We start from the raw sequence: 24274 nt of genomic DNA, 5'->3' as shown, positions 1-24274 counted from the left end.
CGTCCTACACCATCCCGCGACACAATGCTAGAATCCGCGCCACTCTTGTGGTCAGCGTTTACTTCTGGCCGGTCATTCCGTCAAACAGTGCATCCCATGCTGAAAAAGCTGTTCAAGTCATTCCGTTCCCCGCTGCGCCGCGCCCAGACCAAAAGTACGCCTCAGGTACTCAGCAGCAGCCAGCACCCGATCAAGCGCAGTGAGATCAGTCGCTACGCCATCAGCGTGGTCGAACGCCTGCAACAAGCCGGTTACCAGGCCTACCTGGTCGGCGGCTGCGTACGCGACCTGCTGCTGGATATCGACCCCAAGGATTTCGACGTTGCTACCAGTGCTACGCCCGAACAGGTGCGCGCCGAGTTCCGCAATGCGCGCATCATCGGCCGGCGTTTCAAGCTGGTTCATGTGCACTTTGGCCGGGAAATCATCGAAACCGCGACCTTCCGCGCCAATCATCCACAGGATGACGAGGAAGAAGACAGCCACCTGTCCTCGCGCAACGAAAGCGGCCGCATCCTGCGTGACAACGTCTACGGCACTCTGGAAGACGACGCCCAGCGCCGCGACTTCACCATCAATGCGCTCTATTACGACCCGGTCACCGAGCGCATTCTGGACTACGCCAACGGCGCCCATGACATCCACAACCACCTGGTACGCCTGATCGGCGACCCGACCCAGCGCTACCAGGAAGACCCGGTGCGCATGCTGCGCGCCGTGCGTTTTGCCGCCAAGCTCGACTTCGATATCGAAAAACACAGCGCCGCGCCTATCTACAAACTGGCACCGCTGCTGGCAGGTGTGCCAGCAGCGCGCCTGTTCGACGAAGTGCTCAAGCTGTTTCTCAGCGGCTACGCCATCTATACCTATGAGCTGTTGGTCGATTACGGCCTGTATGGCCAGTTGTTCCCGGCCAGTGCCGCCGCGCTCAAGCAAAACCCCGACTACACCGACACTCTGATCCGCAACGCCCTGGGCAATACCGACCTGCGCATCCAGCAGGGCAAGACGGTGACGCCGGCCTTCCTCTTCGCCGCCCTGCTCTGGCCCGCCCTGCCGGCTCGGGTGATTCGCCTGCAAGAGCGCGGCATGCCGCCGATCCCGGCAATGCAGGAAGCCGCCCACGAGCTGATCAGCGAGCAAGTCCAACGCATCGCCGTGCCCAAGCGTTTCACTCTGCCGATCCGCGAGATCTGGGACATGCAGGAACGCCTGCCGCGGCGCAGCGGCAAACGCGCCGACCTGTTGCTGGAAAACCCACGCTTTCGCGCCGGCTATGACTTCCTGCTGCTGCGTGAAAGCGCTGGCGAGCAGACCGGCGGCCTGGGTGACTGGTGGACCGACTACCAGGACGCCAACGACAGCGAACGCCGCGGCATGATCCGCGACCTCAGCAGCAAGGACGAAGGCCCCAACGCCCCACGCAAGCGCCGACGCAGCGGTAGCAAACGCAAACGCAGCGGCGCCGATGGCGCAGCACAGCCTGCCGCTGACTGATGGAACGCGTGTATATCGGCCTGGGCAGCAACCTGGCCGAACCCCTGGCACAGTTGCGCGACGCCTTCGAGGCGTTGGCACAATTGCCGGACAGCCAGCTCGTGGCCAGCTCATCCCTGTATGCCAGCGACCCCCTCGGCCCACCGGACCAGCCGCGCTACGTCAATGCCGTCGCCGCCCTGGACACCAGCCTGACGCCACTGGGACTGCTCGATGCATTGCAGGCCATCGAGCAACGCCAGGGTCGCCAGCGCAAAGCCGAGCGCTGGGGACCGCGCACCCTCGACCTGGATATCCTGTTGTTTGGCCAGCGCCTGATCGATGAGCCGCGTCTGGTTGTGCCGCATTACCACCTGCACGCCCGCGCCTTTGTCCTCTATCCGCTGGCCGAGCTTGCCCCCGACCTGCAGTTGCCCGATGGCCGCACGCTACCCACGCTGCTGGCCGCCTGTCCGTTCGCCGGACTGGAGCGACTCTCGAGGCCGGTAACGCCCGTAACAGGACGGTAACACCCGCAATTGACTTCGAGCGGCCCCATCAGGACTATAGGCGTCCCGTTGCCCCGCACCGGTGCAAACCGAGGCCATTGCAGGCCAAATTGAAGCAGCCCAGAAGCTGACAGAACGCCTGAGTGAGGACGATTTTCATGCCTGACATTACCCTGACCACCCTGCAGAGCCTCAAGCAGAATGGCGAGAAAATCGCCATGCTGACCTGCTACGACGCCACTTTCGCCCATGCCGCCTGCCAGGCTGGGGTTGATGTGCTGCTGGTTGGCGACTCCCTGGGCATGGTTCTGCAGGGGCACGACAGCACCCTGCCGGTCAGTGTCGAGGACATGGCCTACCACACCGCCTGCGTCAAGCGCGGTAACCAGGGCGCACTGATTCTCGCCGACCTGCCGTTCATGGCCTATGCCACCACCGAACAAGCCCTGCGCAGCAGCGCCGCACTGATGCAGGCCGGCGCACACATGGTAAAACTCGAAGGCGCAGCCTGGCTGGCCGAACCGATCCGCCTGCTCGCCGAGCGCGGCGTGCCGGTGTGCGCGCACCTGGGCCTGACCCCGCAAGCGGTGAATATCCTCGGTGGCTATAAGGTACAAGGCCGCCAGGAAGCCCAGGCGCGGCAGATGCGTGCCGACGCCATGGCCCTGGAGCAGGCCGGCGCGGCCATGCTGTTACTCGAGTGCGTACCCAGCGAGCTGGCGGCGGAAATCACCCAGGCGGTGAAGATCCCCGTGATTGGTATCGGCGCTGGTGTCGCCACCGACGGCCAGGTGCTGGTGCTGCACGACATGCTCGGCCTGTCCCTGAGCGGCCGTGCGCCCAAGTTCGTGAAAAACTTCATGGCCGGCCAGAGCAGCATTCAGGACGCGCTGCGCGCCTACGTCACAGAAGTGAAGGCGCAGACCTTCCCCGCCACCGAACACGGATTCAACGCATGAATACGGTCAAGACTGTCCGCGAGCTGCGCGCTGCCGTCGCCCAGGCGCGTGCCGAGGGCAAACAGGTCGGCTTCGTGCCGACCATGGGCAACCTGCACGCCGGGCATGCCGCACTGGTGGAAAAAGCCGCCCAGCGCGTCGACTTCGTGGTGGCGAGCATTTTCGTCAACCCACTACAGTTCGGCGCTGGCGAAGACCTGGACAAGTACCCACGAACCCTGGTCGCCGACCAGGAGCGCCTGCTCGCCGCAGGCTGCCAGTTGCTGTTCACCCCCAGCGTCGAGGAAATGTACCCCGAAGGCATGACCGGGCAGACCCGCGTCAGCGTCCAGGGCGTCTCCGAAGGGCTGTGTGGCGCCAGCCGCCCCGGGCATTTCGAGGGTGTCGCCACCGTGGTGACCAAACTATTCAACATGGTCCAGCCGGACCTGGCGATCTTTGGCGAGAAGGACTTCCAGCAACTGGCGGTGATCCGCACCCTGGTGCGCGACCTGAACATGCCGATCCAGGTGATCGGTGAGCCGACCGTACGCGCCGCAGACGGTCTCGCCCTGTCCTCGCGCAACGGCTACCTGAGTGCCGAGCAGCGCGCCCTGGCGCCCGTGCTGTACCAGACCCTGGCGCAGATTGGCGACGCCCTGCAGGTTGGCGGGCGTGACTTCGTCGCGCTGCTCAGCGCGGCCCGTAAGCGCATAGAAGCGGCCGGGCTGCGCCTCGACTACCTGGAAATTCGCGAGGCCGAAAGCCTGCGTCAGGCCACGGCGCTGGACCATAACCTGGTCATTCTGGTTGCCGCCTACCTGGGCAACACCCGCCTGATCGACAACCTCAGCGTCACCCTCGCCGCCAACGCCTGAGCACGAACACCGCCGGGGCGTTTACACCGCGGCGCTTGCCCTCCCCCGCCCTGCCCCAGTTACACTGCGAACGAGCAGAGCCTGCCGGATATTGGTCGCGCCCACGCACAACAGCGCTACGAAAGAATTCGGACCTTTTTGCACTGGCGCTGCCTAATACTTCGCACCCGCTCCCGCACATCGCACAAGGAAACGAGCCCAGATGGCGTACTACCAGCACCCTCTCGATGTGACCCGCCTGCCGACCTGGCAAGCCCTGCAAGCCCACCGCGATAGCCTGCAGAACTTCAGTATGCGCGATGCTTTCGCCGCCGATGCGAAGCGCTTCGAGCGTATGTCACTGAGCAGCTGCGGGCTGTTTCTCGATTATTCGAAGAACCTGATCACCGCGCAGACCCGCGAAATGCTGGTTAGCCTGGCCCGTGAAGCCGGCCTGGAACGCTCCATTAAGGCGCTGTTCGACGGCGAGCTGATCAATGCCTCGGAAAGCCGCCCGGCGCTGCACACCGCCCTGCGTCGACCATTCGGTGATCGCCTGCTGGTCAACGGTGAAAACGTCATGCCCGACGTGCACCGCGTGCTCAACCAGATGACCGAGTTGGTGGGCCGCATCCATAACGGCCTGTGGCGCGGCTACACGGAAAAGCCGATCACCGACGTGGTCAATATCGGTATTGGCGGCTCCTTCCTCGGCCCGCAACTGGTGTCCGAAGCCCTGCTGCCCTTCGCCGAGCGCGGCGTGCGCTGCCATTACCTGGCCAATATCGACGGCAGCGAGTTCCACGAGTTGTCGGCCAAACTGCGCGCCGAGACCACCCTGTTTATCGTCTCATCGAAATCCTTCAACACCCTGGAAACCCTGAAAAATGCCCAGGCCGCGCGCCAGTGGTACCTGGCCCAGGGCGGCACCGAGGCGCAGTTGTATCGGCACTTTATCGCCGTGTCGAGCAACCTTGAGGCAGCCGTGGCATTCGGCATCCACGAAGAGAACGTGTTCCCGATGTGGGACTGGGTTGGCGGGCGTTACTCGCTGTGGTCGGCCATCGGCCTGCCCATCGCCCTGGCCATCGGCATGTCCAGCTTCAAGGAGTTGCTGTCCGGTGCCTACAGCATGGACCAGCACTTCAAGACCGCACCCTTCGAGCAGAACATGCCGGTGCTGATGGCCCTGCTGGGCATCTGGTACGGCAATTTCTGGGGTGCGCAGAGCCAGGCGATCCTGCCGTACGACCATTACCTGCGCAACATCACCAAGCACCTGCAGCAGCTGGACATGGAGTCCAACGGCAAGAGTGTGCTGCAGGACGGCACGCCCGTGCACTGCGCCACCGGGCCGGTGATCTGGGGTGGTGTGGGCTGTAACGGCCAGCACGCTTACCACCAGTTGCTGCACCAAGGCACCCAGTTGATTCCGGCCGACTTTATCGTGCCAGTGGTCAGCTATAACCCGGTGTCCGACCATCACCAGTGGCTCTACGCCAACTGCCTGTCGCAGAGCCAGGCGCTGATGCTCGGCAAGACTCTCGAGGAGGCCTGTGCCGAGCTGCGCAGCAAAGGCATGGATGAAGACGAGGTGCAACGCCTGGCACCGCACAAGGTGATCCCTGGCAACCGTCCGAGCAACACCCTGGTGCTCGAGCGCATCAGCCCACGCCGTCTCGGCGCGCTGGTGGCGCTGTACGAGCACAAGGTCTTCGCCCAAAGTGCCATCTGGGGCATCAATGCCTTTGATCAGTGGGGCGTGGAGCTGGGCAAGGAACTGGGCAAAGGCGTTTACTCGCGCATGGTCGGCAGCGAGGAAAGCGGTGCCGAAGACGGCTCCACCCAAGGTCTGATCGACTACTTCCGCGGCCGCCACCGCGGCTGATGAAGGGCTGCGGTCCTCACGGGCCGCAGCTGCTACTCTGCAACATCGCGGACACAACAAGAAGGAAGCCGCCATGTTCGAGATCACCCGTCATCCCGTTTCCGCCGCCACGCGTCAGCGTGCCCACCTCAACGACGCAGACTATCAGCGCCTGTACCGCGAGTCGGTCGAGCAACCCGAACGCTTCTGGGCCGAGCAGGCGCGCCAGTTTCTCGACTGGAGCCAGCCCTGGCAGAGCGTCTACCGTGGCGACCTGCGCAGCGGCGAGACGCACTGGTTCGAGGGCGGCCAGCTGAATGTCAGCAGCAACTGCATCGACCGTCACCTGGCCACCCGTGGCGAGCAGATCGCCCTGATCTGGGAAGGTGACAACCCCGCCGAGTCGGCCAACATCACCTACCGCAAGCTGCACCATCACGTCTGCCGCCTGGCCAACGTGCTGAAAAGCCGTGGTGTAGGCAAAGGCGACCGGGTGTGCATCTACATGCCGATGATTCCCGAGGCGGCCTACGCCATGCTCGCCTGCGCGCGCATCGGTGCGGTGCATTCGGTGGTGTTCGGTGGCTTCTCCCCCGACGCCCTGCGTGATCGTATTCTGGATGCCGACTGCCGCACGGTGATCACCGCCGATGAAGGCGTGCGCGGCGGCAAATACATCGCCCTGAAGGCCAACGTCGACAAGGCCCTGCAGAGCTGCCCAGCTGTCAGCACGGTGGTCGTAGTCGAGCGCACCCAGGGCGAAATCGACTGGGTCGAGGGCCGCGACCTCTGGTACCACGAAGCCCTGCGCACGGTCAGCGACGACTGCCCCGCCGAGCCCATGGAAGCCGAAGACCCGCTGTTTATCCTCTACACCTCCGGCTCCACCGGCAAACCCAAAGGCGTGCTGCACAGCACCGGCGGTTATCTGCTGATGGCCGCCATGACCCACAAGTACGTCTTCGATTACCACGAGGGCGATATCTACTGGTGCACCGCCGATGTCGGCTGGGTTACCGGCCACAGCTACATCGTCTATGGTCCGTTGGCCAACGGCGCGACCAGCCTGATTTTCGAGGGCGTGCCGAACTACCCGACCGCCTCGCGCTTCTGGCAGGTGATCGACAAGCACCAGGTGAATATCTTCTACACCGCCCCCACCGCCCTGCGCGCGCTGATGCGTGAAGGCACGGCAGCCGTCACCAGCACCTCGCGCAGCAGCCTGCGCCTGCTTGGCAGCGTCGGCGAGCCGATCAACCCGGAAGCCTGGGAGTGGTACTTCAACGTGGTTGGCGAGCGCCGTTGCCCGATCGTCGACACCTGGTGGCAGACCGAAACCGGTGCCATCCTGATCACCCCACTGCCTGGCGCCACCGACCTCAAACCCGGCTCAGCCACCCGCCCATTCTTCGGCGTGCAGCCGGTATTGCTCGACGAGCAGGGCCAGGAAATCGACGGCCCTGGCAACGGCGTGCTGGCGATCAAGGCGAGCTGGCCAAGCCAGATCCGCAGCGTCTATGGCGATCACCAGCGGATGATCGACACCTACTTCAAGCCCTACCCCGGTTACTACTTCAGCGGCGACGGCGCACGCCGCGATGAAGAGGGCTATTACTGGATCACCGGGCGGGTAGATGACGTAATCAACGTCTCCGGCCACCGCATCGGCACGGCCGAGGTGGAGAGTGCCCTGGTACTGCACGACGCGGTCGCCGAAGCCGCAGTGATCGGCTACCCCCACGACCTCAAGGGCCAGGGCATCTACGCCTTCGTCACCCTGATGAACGACGCCACGCCGAGCGACGCGCTCAAGGCCGAACTGCTGACCCTGGTCGGCAGCGAGATCGGCAGCTTCGCCAAACCCGAGCTGCTGCAGTGGGCACCCGGGCTGCCGAAGACCCGCTCGGGCAAGATCATGCGGCGCATCCTGCGCAAGATCGCCTGTAACGAACTCGACAGCCTGGGCGACACCTCCACCCTGGCCGATCCCTCGGTGGTCGACAGCCTGGTCGAGCAACGGTTGAATCGCTAGCACGTACTGTTGGGTGCGCCGTGCGCACCTAGGAGTCTTATTCGGCCACAGGTCCTGAAGGCGGCACGCTTTTACTTGAAGCGTGTCGCCTGAAGCCTGAAGCCAGGGTCTGTTCCCGTTTCGTTCGCGGCCGCGCCGGAGCCAGTTTTAGCGCGAGGCAAGGCACGAGATGCGAGGTTTAGTGATCTAAATGAGCCATCGAGAAACACAGCATCGCGCTAAAACTGGCCCGGCCCTTCGGGTTGCGCGCAAAATCTCGCCATGCGTTGTTGGAGGACTTGGCAAGGGAACAACCATTACCTGCGTCCTCCGCCTAACCTGGCGAGATTTTTCGCGGCAACGCGGCTCACGACGAAACGGGAACAGACCCTAGCCCCCATGGAATGGCTCCGCTCCCACATTGAAACCCAGGTGCTCAGCCTCAGCGGCATCGCCCTGGGGCAAATCGACTTCACCCAACCCCCTGGCGACCCCGGCCTGTTCGGCCCGGATGCGGTGTGCTGGCGCGTGCACGGTGACTTCACCAGCATGTTGGTCGGCGGCATCAGCGCGTTGTTGCTGCAGGCTCTGCACCCGCTGGCTCTGGCCGGGGTGTGGGACCACTCGAACTTTCGCCAGGACCTGCTGGGGCGCCTGCGCCGCACCGGACAATTTATCTCCGGCACCACCTTCGCCGCGCGCGCCGACGCCGACTGGCTGATCGACAAGGTGCGGCGTATCCACCTCGGCGTGACCGGCACTGCGCCAGACGGCCGGCCCTACGCCGCCAGTGATCCCGCGCTACTGACCTGGGTGCATGTCGCCGAAGTGCAGAGCTTTCTCCAGGCCCACCTGCGTTACCACAACCCAGGCCTCGGTGCCGCCGAGCAGGACCGCTACTACGATGAAGTCGCGCTGATCGCCGAGCGCCTCGGCGCCACCCAGGTGCCGCGCTCGCGGGCGGCCGTGGCGACGTATCTGCAGCAGGCCCGCGGCGGCCTGTACGCTGACGCACGCAGCCATGAAATCCTGCGGATTCTGCGCAACGCGCCGGCGCCCAGCGCCCTGGCACAACCGGTAGGCGCCCTGCTGGTCCAGGCCGGGATCGAACTGCTGCCGGAGTGGGCGCAAGCAGCCTACGGCCAGTCATTCTCGCCCCTGCGCCGCCGGCTGATTCGCCAAGGCGTCAACCGCCTCGCACCAGCGCTGCGCTGGGCGGTACGCAACGGCGCCACACAAAAGGCGCACCAGCGCATGGGCCTGGCGCCGCGCACCTGAGCAGTGCGCTTTATTGCTAAACTGCGCGCCTTTCCCTTACGAGCTGCCGTGCATGTTGCCCCTCGACCAGGCGCTGCGCGCCGCCCTTGCCCAGCGCGCGCCGCTGCTCGCGACCCTGCATGCCCAGGGCACCAATTGCTACCGCCTGTTCCATGGCAGCCAGGAAGGCGCCGGCGGGCTCACCGTCGATCGCTACGGCCCACAATTGCTGGTGCAAAGTTTTCACCAGACGCTGCCGCGCGACGCCCTGCTGCACCTGGCGAGCCTCTGCGAAGAAGCCTTGGGCACACCCCTGCAACTGGTCTACAACGACCGCTCCCAGGGCAACTCGCGAATCGACCGCAGCGACCCGGTGTACCAGGCCGAGGACGCCGCACTGGCTGACCTGATCGGCCAGGAGTGGGGGCTGAACTACCGGGTGCGCGGCCGTCATGCCGGGCAGGACCCGCTGCTGTTTCTCGACCTGCGCAACGCCCGTGGCTGGGTCAAGGCGCACAGCGCCGGCAAGTCGGTGCTCAACCTGTTCGCTTACACCTGCGGCGTCGGCCTCGCCGCTGCAGCAGGCGGCGCCCGTGAGGTGGTCAACCTCGACTTCGCCGAAGGCAACCTGGCGGTCGGTCGCGAGAACGGCGCACTGAACCCTGAGCTGGCGCCCATGCAGTTCATCCAGAGCGATTACTTCCCGGCGATCCGCCAGTTCGCCGGCCTGCCGATCGCCCAGCGCCGCGGGCACAAACTGCCGCCCTACCCACGTCTGGCGGCGCGCAGCTTCGACCTGGTGTTCCTCGACCCACCGGCCTGGGCCAAGAGCGCCTTCGGTACCGTCGACTTGCTGCGCGACTACCAGAGCCTGCTCAAGCCGGCGATTCTCGCGACGGCCGAAGACGGCGTGCTGATCTGCTGCAACAACCTGGCAAAGGTTGCCCTGGCGCCCTGGCGCGAACAGGTGCTGCGCTGCGCGGAGAAAATCGGCCGACCGCTGCGCGACTGCCAGGTGCTGGCCCCGGCGGACGACTTTCCCTCACAGGATGGCCAGCCGCCACTGAAGACACTGATCCTGCAGTTCTGAGCCGGCTGCGGAACTGCACACTCGTGCCATACTCCAAGGCATTTCGTCAGGACACAGATGCCCCGCTATGTACAAAGCAATGAAGCGTCTCGTCAGCGTCCTGTTGCTCGCCGTGCTGCTCTACAGCCTGCTTGGTTTTCTGATCCTGCCCGGCATCGCCCTGCGTATCGCCAACCAGCAATTGGCCGAGTACAGCAACGTGCCGGCCAGCCTGGAGCGTCTGCAGTTCAACCCCTTCAGTCTCGAACTGGACCTCTGGGGGCTGCGCATGGGCGAGCCCCAGGCGCCCCAGCTGGCATTCGCGCGGCTGCACGCCAATCTGCAGCTCGACAGCCTGTGGCGCGGCGCGCTGCACCTGGCCGACGTGGAACTGCAGCAACCCCAGGTCGAGCTGCGCTTTGCCAAAGATGGCACGCTCAACCTCGCGCAGCTGTTCAAGCTGCCGCCTAGCGCGGAGCCCACCGCTACCGAAGAACCCAGCGAACCCTTCCCTCTGCAACTCGACCGCCTGCAACTGAGCGGTGGCGACCTGTACCTGCAAGACCTGCGGCCCAGTAGCCCGGTCGAGCTGCGCTACGACGACCTCACGTTCGAGCTGCACAACCTCAGCACCCGCAGTGCCGACGACGCCGAGATGACCCTGGTCGCCAGCGGCCCCGATGGCGGGCGCCTCGACTGGAGCGGTACGTTCGGCCTGACGCCGATCCGCTCCAGCGGCAGCCTGAAGATCAGCGATGGGCCACTGCACAGCCTGTGGCCCTATGTCAGCGATGCCGTACCCCTGACCCTGGCCGAAGGCGCCATCGACCTGGCCGCCGATTATCAACTGAGCCTGGCCGAAGGCACCCAACTGTTGCTCAAGGGTATCCAGATCAAGCTCGCCCCCTTTGCCCTGCAGGCCAGCGATGGCCGCCCGCTGCTCAAACTGGCCAGCCTGGAAGTCGCTGACAGCAGCCTGGACCTGGCCAAGCGCCAAGTCGTGGTCGGCAGCGTACGCAGCCAACAACTGGAAACCTGGGCCGCCCGCGAAGCGGATGGCCAGTTGGACTGGCAGAAGCTGTTTGCCGCCGAGCCAAGCCCCCCGGCTACAGCCAACAGCGCAACGGTTGCACCAGCCACTGCGGCCGATACCGAGGCAACCACGGCCCAGGCGGAAGCTCCCTGGCAGGTGCGTCTGCGCGATATGCAGCTGCGTGATAGCCATGTGCACCTGGCCGATCGTGTACCTGAGCAAGCCGTCGCACTCGACCTCGGCCCGCTCAACCTGAGCCTGCAAGACTTCGACAGCAACGGCACCTCGCCCTTCAACCTGCAGCTCGATACCGGCGTCGGCAAACAGGGCCGCTTGAGTGCCGAGGGACAGGTGCAACTGACGCCGACCACGGCCCAACTCAAAGTCAGCAGCCAGGACATCGACCTGCGCGTGGCCCAGGCCTACCTGAGCCCGTTTGTCCGCCTGGAACTGCGCAGCGGCCTGCTCGGCAGCGACCTGGATGTGACCCTGGAAAGCACCGCCCCCTTGGCCCTCAGGGTTACCGGCGCCGCGCGAATCAGTCAGCTGCATACCCTCGACACCCTCAAGGAGCGCGACTTCGTACGCTGGAAACAACTGGACCTGGCAGGCCTGAACTACCGCCATGGCGAATTGCTCAGCATCGACAGCGTGCGCCTGGAACAGCCCTATGGGCGCTTCATCATCAATGAAGACCTGACCACCAACGCCAGCGAACTGCTGATTGCCCAGGCCAAGCCTGCAGCGCCCAGCGAGGGCGCCCCGCTCGGCGTGCGCATCGGTCAGGTGGATATCCACGATGGCTCGGCCAACTTCGCCGACTTCAGCCTGACGCCCAACTTCGCCACCGCCGTGCAGCAGCTCAATGGCCGCATCGGCACCCTCGACAACCGCGCGGGCAAACCTGCCAGCGTGAATATTGCCGGCAAGGTCGACCGCTACGCACCGGTGAGCATCAAGGGCAGCCTCAATCCGTTCGACCCGCTGGCCAGCCTGGATATTGCCACCCAGTTCAAGCAGGTCGAACTGACCACCCTGACGCCCTACTCAGGCAAGTTCGCCGGCTACCGCATCCGCAAAGGCCGCCTCAACCTGGACCTGCACTACCGCATTCGCAACGGTCAGCTGGACGCTGAAAACAAGGTGGTAGTCGAACAACTGCAGCTGGGCGAGAAGGTCGACAGCCCGAGCGCGGTGGACCTGCCCATCCGCCTGGCGGTTGCGCTGCTCAAGGACAGCGACGGCAAGATTGCCCTCGAGTTACCGCTCAAGGGCGACCTCAACAGCCCCGACTTTGATGTCATGCCGATTGTCTGGCAGACCTTGCGCAACCTGGTGCTACGCGCAGCTCAAGCACCCTTCAAGTTTATCGGCGGCCTGGTCAGCGGTGGCGCCGAGGTCGACCTGAGCAGCGTGCCCTTCGCACCCGGTAGCGACGAGCTGGACGCCAACGCACGCAGCCGCCTGGATACCCTGTCGGCCGCGCTCAAGGCGCGCCCGGCCTTACGCCTGGAAATCGAAGGGATGAGCGCAGCGCAGGACGGCCCAGTTCTCGCGGCACAACGCCTGGAGCGCGAATACCAGCGTACTTACTACGCCATCCTCCAGCGCCGCGGCGACAAGGTACCGGCCAGCGCCGGCGAGCTGCAGGTAGCCGATGACGAAAAGCCCGCCTTGCTCGAGGGGATTTACCGCGCTCGCCTGAAGCAGCAGCCGCCTGCCGAGTGGGCCGAACTGGACGATGATCAGCGCACCGAACAGTTGCAAACAGCGCTCCTGCAATCCTGGGGCGCCAGTGAACTGATGCAGCGCCAGCTTGCCCAAGCCAGAGGCGCACGCATCAAGGAATACCTGGTCGACCAGGGCGGGCTCGAAGATATGCGCCTTTACCTACTGGATGTTAGCCTGGGCCAGGCGGATGCCGACGGACGAGTGGCCACCCCCCTGCACCTGGACAGCGAGTAAGGAGTGCCGATGAAAAGAAGTCTGTTCCTGCTGGCCCTGTGTGTGGCGGCGAGCGCTGCCAATGCCAGCACCATGCGCTGCGGCAACCAACTGATTGGTCTGGGTGACCGCATGTTCGAGGTGCAACGCAAGTGTGGTGAGCCGGTCGCCCGCGACGTGCTCGGCTATACCCTGGGCCCCTATGAGCGCCGCGAAGCGGTTATCGAAGAGTGGGTGTATGGCCCGAGCAACGGCGTCTATCGCTACCTGCGTTTCGAGGCGAATCGCTTGACCAGCATCAGCACCGAGCGCAGTCACTGATGCGCCGCCCCCGCCTGTCCGCCACCCTGCTGCTACTGGGCCTGCTCGGCGCCAGCACAGCCCAGGCCACCAGCCTGCGCTGTGGCAGCGCGCTGATTACCCGCGACGACAGCACCCACGAGGTACTGAGCAAGTGTGGCGAGCCGGTGAGCCGTGACTTTCTTGGCTACCGCGAGCGCCTGGACATCTACGGTTTTCGCAACGAAATAGCGGTCGAGGAATGGACCTACGGGCCGCGCAATGGCATGTACCACTTCCTGCGCTTCGAGGCCGGTCGGCTCGTCAGTATCGGCAGCAAACGCGGCAACTGACAAACCGCTGAACGGCTGCTAGTGTCGCGCCACAGAAGAGTCTGGCGCTTTCTGTGGGAGGGGCTTTAGCCGCGATTGACCTCGAAAGCGCTGACAGTATCGCGGCTAAAGCGGAGCGCCGCCCGCCCACACAAGGATTCTCACCATGCTGCGCTGTTCAGCGCCCCAGCAGCGGCCATGCTGTGCTCTGTCGCCTGACGCACAGGGCACGCCGCTATGCTGATCATCCCGGCCGAGCACCCACTGGACTGGAAGAAGCCGCCGGTGATGACCCTGCTGCTGATCCTGCTCAACGTGCTCGTCTACCTGCTCTATCAGGGCGGCGACGAGCAACGCGAACAGCAGGCAGTGCAGACCTACCTCGACGGCGGCCTGCTCAGCCGTGAGCGCGAGCTGTTTATCGACGCCTTCGTGAGCCGGCATGACCTTGATGCCGATGAGCAGCGCTATATCGAACGCATGGCCGGCACCGCGCTGACGCGCCTGGTGCTGTATGACCTGCAGTTCGAGCACGACCTGCATCAACGCACGGACTACCAGGCTGACCCTCAATGGCAAGCCGCGCGCCAACGCGCCGAAGCGGCCCGCGATAAGGTCAGCAGCATCCGGTTCGGCTTCATCCCGGCCCGCTTCACGGTCGAAGGCCTGGTCGGTGCGATGTTCCTGCATGGCAGCATCGACCACCTGGTCGGCAACATGCTGTTCCTGTTTATCTTCGGCTTCGCCCTGGAAATCGCCCTCGGCCGCTGGCTGTACCTGGGCCTCTACCTGGCCACGGGTATCGCCTCGCACCTGCTGTGGTGGCTACTCGACCCAGTGTGGATCAGCGGTGTTGGCGCATCCGGGGCGGTGTCCGGGCTGATGGGCATGTACATCGGCCTCTACGGCCTGCGGCGGATCAACTTCTTCTACTGGCTGGGGCCGTTTTTCGGTTACCTGCGCGCCCCGGCCTTGTGGATCTTGCCGGTGTGGCTGGGCAAGGAGCTATACGGCCTGCTGTGGGCCAAGGACAACGTCAATTACTACGCCCACCTGGGCGGCCTGGCCGCCGGCTACATGGGCATCTGGCTACCACAGATGCTCGGGCGCCTGAAGGTCAACCAGGCCTACCTCGACAAAGAGCAGCCCGACGCAGCCTTCACCCGTGAACTCGCCAGCCTCGACCAGGTGCTCGAGCGTTTTGATCTGGAAGCCGCCGCGGCCCGTGGCCTGGATCTGCTGAGCCGCTATCCAGGGCGCCTGGCCCTGCTGCAGCGCCTCTACCCACTGGCGCTCAACCGCCGCGACAAGGCCTTGCTCAGCCCCGTGCTGCAGCAACTCCTGCGCCTGCCGGAAAGTACTGACAGCCTGCCACTGCTACAACGCCTGGCCCGCGACAGCGCCGAACCCCAACACCGGATACTGCAGCACCCCAGCGTGCAGGCCCACCTGTTGCAGCGCCTGCTACGTGCCGGCCAGGGCCAGCAGGCCATTGCCTGCTGGCGGCACCTGTGCACCGCCCAAAAAGCCCCTGACAACCTGCCCATTCTGACCCTGATGCTGGCCAAGCAGGTCGGTAACCAGGGCGACAAAGCCACCCTCGCCGAGCTGGCGAGCCTGCTGCACAGCCGCTACCCCGACAGCGAACAAACCCGGCAACTGGAACAGTTGAGGGCACACCTGGCGCGTTGAACGCACAACAAAAAGCCCCACCGGCAAGCCGGTGGGGCTTTTTGCTAAAACATGCATCCTGCCAAACCGGCGGATGCTGATCCATTCCAGGATCAGGCGCGAGCATCCTGCTGCATCCTTGCCGTCTCATTAACGCTACGACAGCCTTGTCGATCACGCCCCCGTCCATGGGGGACGCCTCCTGGCGAACGTGATAAGCGTGCTGAGACGCGCCTCAAACCTGCCGTGCGGCGCCTTGGGCATCCGCCAGGCGGTATTAGTCGGCCGACTTCAGGCCATCAGCGGACACCGCGGTCACGCCTTTGATTTCCTTGGCCTTGGCAATCGCCAGGTCACGCTCGGCGTCGCTGGCGACTACACCAGAAAGGGCAACAACACCCTTGTTGGTTTCAACCTTGATATCCATGCCGCTGAGGCTGTCTTCAGCGAGGAAAGTAGATTTGACCTTGCCAGTGATCCAGGTGTCAGACACGGCTTCTTCAGCCTTGTCCATGGTCGTGTTAGCGGCCAGCACAGTGGACTGCAGGGTCGGCGTTTCCGCGAAGGCGGCGCTGGCCATCGACAGGCTCAGGGCGGCAGCAGTGGCAGTGGCAACAAAAACGTTATTGATCGAGTTCTTCATGGATTCGACTCCTAGGTTCTGAATAATCCGCCGCCATTCCTGGCCGCAGTCTCCCCTAGGTAATTGCACGCGGCATGCCAGTGCATAAATAAAATAAAATCCATAAATATCAATAACTTAAAAACAAACCAAAATGACAAGTCCGTGCAAACTGCATGCTGGCGCACAAAACGCCGGGCAATTTGCATGGCCTCTTACGCGGTCTTCTCAAGCCGGTCCAGGGTCGCCTCAAGCGCCGCTACCTCACCCAATAACGACGATTGCGGATAGCGCTGGCGAATAAACTGCAGCAACTGACGGGCCGGCCCCAGCTCCCCCAGGTACTCGGCAAAGCCACGCGCCGCAAGCAGATAGGCACGCGCAATATGCGGATAGTCGGGGAAGCGCCGGTGCAGGTTGCGCAACAGGCTCAACGCCTCACGAGGCTTATGCCGTTGCAGCAGGGCCGCAGCGAGACGCTCGCACACCAGGGCGTCATCCGGCAGGTAATCGGCCTGCAGCTGACGCGCGTTGAGCAGTGCAGTCACCGCCTGAGGCTCGCTCAGCCGGCTCGCCAGCGGCAGGTAATGAGCCAGGTGGCGCAGGCAGCGCTCGCGGGCGCCGAGGCCGTAAAGCAGTTGGTGGAAGCGCTCATTGAGCGCCAGGTCATCCGGCGCGCGCTGCAGGGCCAGGGTCAGAATTTCCAAGGCCTGTTCAAGCTGGCCTTCCTTGATCCGCACCTGCGCATCGGCCAGCGCCTTGCGCCGCAGAAACTCTGCGGCCGGGTAGGCTGCCTGGCCCTCCTCATCGGCGATCACATAACCCAGGGCCGCCTGATACTGGAATACGGCATAGCCCATCATGGCGCACATGACCACGCCGAAATAACCGAACAGGAAGGCCGCTACCGGCAACAGCACCACACGCGGCAAACCACCGGCCAACATCATCGTCACCCAGCTCGGCGACTGCCAGAGCATAAACAGAAAGGCGCAGAGGATCAGGTAACGCCAGCCCATGGCACTGATCACCTGGCCGACCTGCTCCGGGCTCAGCGCGGCGCCGAGTTGCTTGTCCAGCGCCAGGCGAATAATGCTGGCCGGCATAACCAGCAACAGCCCGAGATTGACCAGCCAGAACAGCCCGCGACTGCCCGTGTCAGCCGCCAGCCAGAGTACACCGAAGGCGACCATGAACACCGCCAGCTGCTTGATAAACAGCGTGAAGCCTTCCCCCGTGAAGGCACTGAGCAGGCTCGGTGCCTGCCGCTCGGCTTGGCTGCTGCCCTCGATGACGCTATGGAAGTACTTGGTTGCCACGCTGAACACCAGCAGCCAGAGCAGCAGCGAGCGTGGCAAGAACAGCCCGGCCAGGGCCAGCAGCGCGGCAAACGCCAGCGGTCCACTCTGCAAGCCATAGGCAAAGAAGCTCGGAATGCGCTCCCAGAACGGCTGGGCACTGTTGGCGGCGCCGAGAAACTCCAGGGTACCCGCGCAGAGTGCGCATTTCGGGGCATCGTCGGGGGCGTCGGCATTGAGCGGCACACAACAATCGCCGTAACTGCGAGCGCAGGGTCGGCAGGTCCAGGTGGCAGGTTGTGCAGCGTGGTAGTGACAGTGAATTTTATCCATGGGTGTGCATCGTCCTGCTCGCCAACTCATTAGGTCAGAGGGTTTCAGCAGACAAAAAAAGAGGGCCCGCATGGGGCCCTCTGTTCAGCATGCTGCTTAGGTGCGATTAAGCACCCGAGGCTTCTGCTGCTGCAACGTCTTTGATCGACAGCTTGATACGACCGCGGTTGTCCACGTCCAGTACCAGTACCTTCACTTCCTGACCTTCTTTGAGCACGTCGGTGACTTTCTCGACGCGCGCATCGCTGAGCATGGAGATGTGCACCAGACCGTCTTTGCCCGGCAGGATGTTGACGAAGGCGCCGAAGTCGACGATGCGCTCAACCTTGCCGACGTAGATCTTGCCGATCTCGGCTTCCGCGGTGATGCCCAGTACGCGCTGACGCGCGGCCTCTGCAGCGTCCTTGGTCTCGCCGAAGATCTTGATCGAGCCATCGTCTTCGATGTCGATCGACGCCTTGGTTTCTTCGCAGATGGCACGGATGGTCGCGCCACCTTTGCCGATCACATCACGAATCTTGTCCTGGTCGATCTTCATGGCGATCATGGTCGGTGCGTTGGCCGACAGTTCGCTACGGGATTGAGCAATGACCTGGTTCATCTGGCCGAGGATATTCAGGCGCGCTTCCAGGGCCTGGCCCAGGGCGATTTCCATGATCTCTTCGGTGATGCCCTGAATCTTGATGTCCATCTGCAGTGCAGTAACGCCATTGGCGGTACCAGCAACCTTGAAGTCCATGTCGCCCAGGTGGTCTTCGTCACCGAGGATGTCGGTCAGCACGGCGAATTTCTCGCCTTCCTTGACCAGACCCATGGCAATACCGGCTACCGGTGCCTTCATCGGCACACCGGCGTCCATCAGGGCCAGGGAAGCACCGCAAACGGAAGCCATCGAGGACGAACCGTTGGACTCGGTGATTTCCGAGACAACGCGGATGGTGTACGGGAACACGTCGGCAGCCGGCAGCATGGCCTGCACGGAACGACGAGCCAGGCGGCCGTGACCGATTTCGCGGCGGCCAGTGGCGCCCATGCGACCACACTCGCCGACCGAGTACGGCGGGAAGTTGTAGTGCAGCATGAAGGGGTCTTTACGCTCGCCTTCGAGGGTGTCCAGCAGTTGCGCGTCACGGGCGGTACCGAGGGTGGCAACCACCAGCGCCTGGGTTTCGCCACGGGTGAACAGCGCCGAACCGTGGGTCTTGTCCAGTACCCCGACTTCGATGTTCAGGCCACGCACGGTGCGGGTGTCACGGCCGTCGATACGCGGTTTGCCGTTAACGATGTTCTCGCGCACGGTGCGGTATTCGATTTCGCCGAAGGCTTCTTTGACTTCACCGGCGGAAGGCTGACCTTCTTCACCTGCGAATTTAGCGACAACCTGGTCTTTCAACTCGCCCAGACGCGCGTAGCGGTCCTGCTTGATGATGATGGTGTAGGCCTGGGAAATCGCCTCGCCGAACTCGCTGCGGATCGCATCGAGCAGCGCGGTGTTTTCCGCTTTCGGCTGCCAGTCCCAACGCGGCTTGGCGGCTTCGGCAGCCAGCTCGGTGACGGCCTGGATCACGGCCTGGAACTCGTCGTGGGCGAAGAGTACGGCGCCCAGCATCTGGTCTTCGGTCAGCTCTTTGGCTTCCGACTCAACCATCAGCACGGCGTCTTTGGTGCCGGCTACGACCATGTCCAGGCTGGAGGCCTTGAGCTGCTCGTAGTTCGGGTTCAGCAGGTAGCCGGTTTCCGGGTGGAAGGCCACGCGCGCAGCACCGATCGGGCCGTTGAACGGGATGCCGGAGATGGCCAGCGCAGCCGAGGTACCGATCATCGCAGCGATGTCCGGATCGGTCTTCTTGCTGGTGGAAACCACGGTGCAGATGACCTGGACTTCGTTCTGGAAGCCTTCCGGAAACAGCGGACGGATCGGACGGTCGATCAGACGCGAGGTCAGGGTTTCTTTCTCGCTCGGGCGCGCTTCACGCTTGAAGAAACCGCCAGGAATCTTGCCGGCTGCGTAGGTTTTTTCCTGGTAGTGCACCGACAGCGGGAAAAAGCCTTTGCTTGGGTCGGCAGTTTTTGCGCCAGTGACAGCGACCAGCACGGTGACGTCGTCGTCAACGGTGACCAGCACTGCGCCGGAGGCTTGACGGGCGATACGGCCTGTCTCGAGGGTAACGGTCGATTGACCGAACTGGAACTTCTTGATTACCGGGTTCACGGTGTTTTCCTTCTCTCTATTGCCCTTGGGGAAAGCGTTTCTTGCAACCGTTCTATCACGTCTAGGTGAACGACACGGGTCTTGCAGAATGTGTGGGCGGTGGCGGGAATCGGACCCGTTCACGTCCAAAACAGCTAAAGCAGAAAAGCAAAAGCTGGAAGCAGGGGCAAACCCCACTTCCAGCTTCGGCAGTCAGCTACGCATAAGCATTGCTTAGCGACGCAGACCCAGGCGACCGATCAGGGCGCTGTAACGACTGGTGTCTTTACCCTTCAGGTAATCCAGCAGCTTACGACGCTGGTTAACCATACGGATCAGACCACGACGGCTGTGGTGATCTTTACCGTTGGCCTTGAAGTGGCCTTGCAGCTTGTTGATGTTGGCGGACAGCAGTGCAACTTGCACTTCCGGGCTACCGGTGTCGCCTTCAGCTTGCTTGTAGTCGTTAACGATCTGGGCTTTTTCTTCAACGCTGAGTGCCATGGGGCAATCCTCTCAGTTAAGCAACTGCCGAAACAGTCGCAATAGGCCGGGAATCGCTTCCCGTGTTTTTAAGTGAGGTATGACCGTGCCTATTAACAGCCACCCTCGATACACAGACCAGAGCCGAAACCCCAGGCCTGCGCTACGGTCATGCCGACCGAATCAAACGACGCGGCGCAATGCGCCCGTCTTCGCTCACTTCACCGATACCGATAAAGCGACCATTGTGATCCTGCACCCGGACCATGCCGAACTTCGGCCCGTCCGCGGCGCGTACTGGCTGCCCTTGCAACCAGTAGAACGAACTGTGCTCGGAGAACTGCAGCAGCGGCCAGTGTTGCAGGCCGCTGTCGACCGGTTGCAGGAACTGGTCAACCGCCTCATTGCCACCTTCGCCGTGTACCCGCTCCAGCTCTTCGAGCGTGACGGTGCGGCTCAAATCGAAGGGGCCGGCTTTGGTTCTGCGCAGCTCTGCAACGTGGGCACCACACCCCAGCAGGTGGCCGATGTCTTCGACCAGAGTGCGGATGTAAGTGCCTTTGCTGCAATCGACCGCCAGACGCGCTTGCTCCGCCTCGCAGCCCAGTAATTCCAGGCGCGCAATAGTAACAGAACGCGGCTCGCGCTCCACTACTTCCCCTGCCCGCGCCAGCTTGTACAACGGCTGACCATCACGCTTGAGCGCCGAGTACATCGGCGGTATCTGGCTGATTTCACCACGAAAACCTGGCAAAACCGCTTCAATATCGGCACGACCAACGGTCACCGGACGACGCTCCAGCACTTCACCTTCGGCATCGGCAGTGGTGGTGGTCACACCCAGTTGCATCAGCGTCTCGTAACCCTTGTCGGCATCGAGCAGGTACTGGGAGAACTTGGTCGCTTCACCGAAACACAGCGGCAGGACGCCGGTAGCCAGCGGGTCGAGGCTGCCGGTGTGCCCGGCCTTCTCGGCGTTGAGCAGCCAGCGCACCTTCTGCAGCGCAGCGTTGGAGCTGAAGCCCTTGGGCTTGTCCAGCAGGATGATGCCATCGACCGCACGACGAATACGTTTCACCTGGGCCACGCGCTTACTCCTTGGCCTCGGTGGGTTCGTCATCGTGCTGACGGTCTTCGCTGACCGCACGCTCGATCAATGCCGACAACTGCGCACCGCGAATCACGCTCTCGTCGTAATGAAAGCGCAGGTTCGGCACGCTGCGCAGCTTCATCGCCTTGCCCAACTGCATGCGCAGGAAACCGCTGGCGTCGTTGAGCACCTTGATGCTCTGCACCACGGGGTCAACGCCCTCTTCTGCTTCAGCACCCATGATGGTGACGAACACCTTGGCATGGCTGGAGTCGCGGCTGACTTCCACGGCGGTCACAGTCACCAGGCCGCCAAGACGCGGGTCTTTGATTTCCAGGCGGATCAACTGCGCCAGTTCGCGCTGTATCTGGTCGCCGATGCGCTGGGCCCGGCTAAATTCTTTGGCCATTTCTACTACCTTCACTCGTCACGCTGCTCGAAAAGCAACGGACCTAAAAGCGGCAAACGCCCGGCCGCGCAGAAGCGGGGCCGGGCGCTGCATGTTGCGACTCCGCCTTACAGGCTACGAGCCACCTGGACCTTCTCGAACACTTCGATCTTGTCGCCGACCTTTACGTCGTTGTAGCTCTTCACGCCGATACCGCATTCCATGCCGTTACGCACTTCGGCAGCATCGTCTTTGAAGCGACGCAGGGATTCCAGCTCGCCTTCGAAGATCACCACGTCTTCGCGCAGTACGCGAATCGGACGGTTACGGTAGACCGTACCCTCAATCACCATACAACCGGCGATCGCACCGAACTTCGGCGAGCGGAACACGTCACGCACTTCGGCGATACCCAGGATGTTCTCGCGAACATCGCTGCCGAGCATGCCGGTCAGGGCTTTCTTGACGTCTTCGATGATGTCGTAGATCACGTTGTAGTAACGCATATCCAGACCTTCCTGCTCGACGATCTTGCGCGCGCCGGCATCGGCACGCACGTTGAAGCCGAACAGTACAGCGTTGGACGCCAGTGCCAGGTTGGCATCGGACTCGGTGATACCACCGACGCCGCCACCGACCACACGCACCTGTACTTCGTCGTTACCCAACCCGCCGAGCGAGCCTTGCAGCGCTTCCAGCGAACCACGGACGTCGGATTTGAGGACGATATTCAGCGTCTTCTTCTCTTCCTGACCCATGTTCTCGAAGATGTTTTCCAGCTTGCCGGCGTGAGCACGGGCCAGTTTCACTTCGCGGAACTTGCCTTGACGGAACAGGGCGACTTCGCGGGCTTTCTTCTCGTCAGCCAGCACGCTCATGTCGTCGCCAGCATCCGGCGTGCCATCCAGGCCGAGAATTTCGACCGGAATCGACGGGCCAGCTTCCTTGATCGGCTTGCCGTTCTCATCAAGCATGGCGCGGATACGCCCGTAGTTGGAACCGATCAGCACCATGTCGCCTTGACGCAGGGTGCCGTCCTGAACCAGAACAGTCGCAACCGGACCGCGGCCTTTATCAAGGCGCGATTCAACCACCACGCCACGACCCGGAGCCGACGGCGTTGCAGTCAGTTCCAGTACTTCGGCCTGCAGCAGCACAGCTTCGAGCAGCTCGTCGACACCGGTACCGACTTTCGCCGATACAGAGACGAACGGCGTATCACCGCCCCACTCTTCCGAGGTCACACCGTGCACCGACAGCTCGCTACGAATGCGATCGAGGTCAGCGCCCGGCTTGTCGATCTTGTTCACCGCAACCACCAGCGGCACACCAGCAGCCTTGGCATGCTGAACCGCTTCGATGGTTTGCGGCATCACGCCGTCGTCCGCCGCAACCACCAGGATCACGATATCGGTCGCCTTGGCACCACGAGCACGCATCGCGGTAAACGCGGCGTGGCCCGGGGTGTCGAGGAAGGTGACCATGCCGCGCTCGGTTTCTACGTGGTAGGCACCGATGTGCTGGGTGATACCACCGGCCTCGCCAGCAGCAACCTTGGCGCGACGGATATAGTCGAGCAGCGAGGTCTTACCGTGGTCGACGTGACCCATGACGGTCACCACCGGCGCACGGGAAATCGCTTCACCTTCGAACTTCAACGACTCGGCCAGCTGCTCTTCCAGGGCGTTGTCGCTGACCAGCTTGACCTTGTGGCCCAGCTCTTCGGCGATCAACTGGGCAGTTTCCTGGTCCAGTACCTGGTTGATGGTCACCGGAGTGCCCATCTTGAACATGAACTTGATGACTTCAGCGGCCTTCACCGACATCTGCTGCGCCAGGTCGCCCACGGTGATGGTTTCACCAATGGCGACGTCACGCACGATCGGGCCGGTCGGGCTCTGGAAGCCGTGAGCATTACGCTTCTTGAGCTTGGACTTGCCACGCCCGCCACGACGGAAGCCATCGCTTTCTTCGTCGATGGTGCGCGGGGCAACGCGCGGCGCAGGCGCCTTTTCCTTGACGGTCGGGCGGTGCTGCGTGGTCTTGCGATCACTATCACGGCGGCTTGCGTCGTCGTTACGAGGCTTGTCTGGGCGACGCTGCTCGTCCTTCTTGCGTTCTTCGACCACAGGCACCGGCGCAACAGGCAGGTCAACAACCGGCGCAGCCACAGCCGCTACATCCGCAGCAGACGTGGAAGGCTGGCGCTTGGCCTCTTCTTCGGCTCGGCGCTTGGCTTCTTCCTCGGCTTTCAGACGAGCAGCTTCGGCGGCAGCACGTTGCTCTTCGAGCTCACGCTGCTTCTCCGCTTCGATCTCTTCGTTGCTGCGCTTGACGAAGGTTTTCTTCTTGCGCACTTCAACGCTGATGGTCTTGCTACCGGCAACCCGCAGGGTGCTGGTGGTCTTGCGCTGCAAGGTAATCTTGCGCGGCTCTTCTACCTTGTCGCCATGGCTGCTCTTCAGGTGCGCGAGCAGGGCTTGCTTCTCGTTATCGGTGACAACTTGCTCGGCACTGCTGTGCGGCAAACCTGCCTCACGCATCTGCTGCAGCAGGCGCTCTACCGGTGTGTCGACCACTTGGGCCAGTTCTTTCACCGTGACTTGCGTCATGCACTTCTCTCCTC

19 protein-coding genes are annotated in these 24274 nt (G+C 63.2%); 12 read left to right on the top strand and 7 right to left on the bottom strand.

The window, feature by feature from the left end; translation table 11 throughout:
- The first annotated feature begins 96 nt into the window (after positions 1–96).
- The 12 genes from BMW49_RS18640 to BMW49_RS18585 all read left to right on the top strand — a co-directional run bounded on the left by BMW49_RS18640 (position 97) and on the right by BMW49_RS18585 (position 15264).
- Positions 97–1497 (top strand): polynucleotide adenylyltransferase PcnB, encoded by a 1401-nt coding sequence (locus BMW49_RS18640; RefSeq protein ID WP_069519534.1) that lies wholly within the window; start codon positions 97–99, stop codon positions 1495–1497.
- Positions 1497–2006 (top strand): 2-amino-4-hydroxy-6-hydroxymethyldihydropteridine diphosphokinase, encoded by a 510-nt coding sequence (gene folK / locus BMW49_RS18635; RefSeq protein WP_069519535.1) that lies wholly within the window; start codon positions 1497–1499, stop codon positions 2004–2006. Before BMW49_RS18640 ends, folK begins: the two co-directional genes overlap by 1 nt.
- A 137-nt stretch (positions 2007–2143) precedes the next feature.
- Positions 2144–2944, top strand: a complete 801-nt coding sequence (gene panB, locus BMW49_RS18630; protein WP_069519536.1) for a 3-methyl-2-oxobutanoate hydroxymethyltransferase — start codon at positions 2144–2146, stop codon at positions 2942–2944.
- Entirely contained in the window at positions 2941–3801 is an 861-nt protein-coding gene (panC, locus tag BMW49_RS18625) for a pantoate--beta-alanine ligase (RefSeq protein ID WP_069519537.1), read from the top strand. The genes panB and panC overlap by 4 nt, the downstream gene beginning before the upstream one ends.
- A 202-nt stretch (positions 3802–4003) precedes the next feature.
- Entirely contained in the window at positions 4004–5668 is a 1665-nt protein-coding gene (pgi, locus tag BMW49_RS18620) for a glucose-6-phosphate isomerase (protein WP_069519538.1), read from the top strand.
- A gap of 73 nt (positions 5669–5741) precedes the next feature.
- Positions 5742–7679, top strand: coding sequence for an acetate--CoA ligase (acs, locus tag BMW49_RS18615; protein WP_069519539.1), 1938 nt, complete (start codon positions 5742–5744; stop codon positions 7677–7679).
- Positions 7680–8057: 378 nt separating this feature from the next.
- Positions 8058–8936: an oxygenase MpaB family protein gene (locus BMW49_RS18610; protein ID WP_069519540.1), complete on the top strand. Its 879-nt coding sequence runs from the start codon at positions 8058–8060 to the stop codon at positions 8934–8936.
- Between the two features lie 52 nt (positions 8937–8988).
- Entirely contained in the window at positions 8989–10005 is a 1017-nt protein-coding gene (locus BMW49_RS18605; RefSeq protein WP_069519541.1) for a class I SAM-dependent rRNA methyltransferase, read from the top strand.
- 67 nt (positions 10006–10072) lie between these two features.
- Positions 10073–12982: a DUF748 domain-containing protein gene (locus BMW49_RS18600; protein ID WP_069519542.1), complete on the top strand. Its 2910-nt coding sequence runs from the start codon at positions 10073–10075 to the stop codon at positions 12980–12982.
- Positions 12983–12991: 9 nt separating this feature from the next.
- On the top strand, positions 12992–13282 hold the full coding sequence (locus tag BMW49_RS18595) for a DUF2845 domain-containing protein (RefSeq protein WP_069519543.1): 291 nt from the start codon (positions 12992–12994) through the stop codon (positions 13280–13282).
- Positions 13282–13593 (top strand): DUF2845 domain-containing protein, encoded by a 312-nt coding sequence (locus tag BMW49_RS18590; protein WP_069519544.1) that lies wholly within the window; start codon positions 13282–13284, stop codon positions 13591–13593. Before BMW49_RS18595 ends, BMW49_RS18590 begins: the two co-directional genes overlap by 1 nt.
- A gap of 216 nt (positions 13594–13809) precedes the next feature.
- Positions 13810–15264 (top strand): rhomboid family intramembrane serine protease, encoded by a 1455-nt coding sequence (locus tag BMW49_RS18585; RefSeq protein ID WP_069519545.1) that lies wholly within the window; start codon positions 13810–13812, stop codon positions 15262–15264.
- A gap of 256 nt (positions 15265–15520) precedes the next feature.
- Here the strand turns inward: BMW49_RS18585 and BMW49_RS18580 are convergent, their stop codons facing one another.
- From BMW49_RS18580 to infB, 7 genes are all read right to left on the bottom strand, one after another.
- Positions 15521–15886, bottom strand: a complete 366-nt coding sequence (locus BMW49_RS18580) for a BON domain-containing protein (protein WP_069519546.1) — start codon at positions 15884–15886, stop codon at positions 15521–15523.
- A 194-nt stretch (positions 15887–16080) separates the two neighbouring features.
- The gene (locus tag BMW49_RS18575) at positions 16081–17496 is read right to left on the bottom strand and encodes a tetratricopeptide repeat protein (protein ID WP_069519547.1); all 1416 of its coding nucleotides are present in this window, start codon (positions 17494–17496) and stop codon (positions 16081–16083) included.
- 106 nt (positions 17497–17602) lie between these two features.
- Positions 17603–19708, bottom strand: a complete 2106-nt coding sequence (gene pnp / locus BMW49_RS18570; protein ID WP_069519548.1) for a polyribonucleotide nucleotidyltransferase — start codon at positions 19706–19708, stop codon at positions 17603–17605.
- 213 nt (positions 19709–19921) lie between these two features.
- Positions 19922–20191: a 30S ribosomal protein S15 gene (rpsO, locus tag BMW49_RS18565; protein WP_042554902.1), complete on the bottom strand. Its 270-nt coding sequence runs from the start codon at positions 20189–20191 to the stop codon at positions 19922–19924.
- Between the two features lie 148 nt (positions 20192–20339).
- Complete coding sequence (gene truB, locus BMW49_RS18560) at positions 20340–21257, bottom strand: tRNA pseudouridine(55) synthase TruB (protein WP_069519549.1); 918 nt, start codon at positions 21255–21257, stop codon at positions 20340–20342.
- Between the two features lie 4 nt (positions 21258–21261).
- Complete coding sequence (rbfA, locus tag BMW49_RS18555) at positions 21262–21669, bottom strand: 30S ribosome-binding factor RbfA (protein WP_069519550.1); 408 nt, start codon at positions 21667–21669, stop codon at positions 21262–21264.
- 107 nt (positions 21670–21776) lie between these two features.
- Positions 21777–24260 carry a translation initiation factor IF-2 gene (infB, locus tag BMW49_RS18550; protein ID WP_069519551.1) on the bottom strand — a complete coding sequence of 828 codons (2484 nt, stop codon included), beginning with the start codon at positions 24258–24260 and terminating at the stop codon, positions 21777–21779.
- Positions 24261–24274 lie beyond the last annotated feature (14 nt).

The sequence above is a fragment of the Pseudomonas cuatrocienegasensis genome (assembly GCF_900110925.1).
Lineage (GTDB): Bacteria > Pseudomonadota > Gammaproteobacteria > Pseudomonadales > Pseudomonadaceae > Aquipseudomonas > Aquipseudomonas cuatrocienegasensis.
This window is presented reverse-complemented; position numbering and strand designations above follow the sequence as displayed.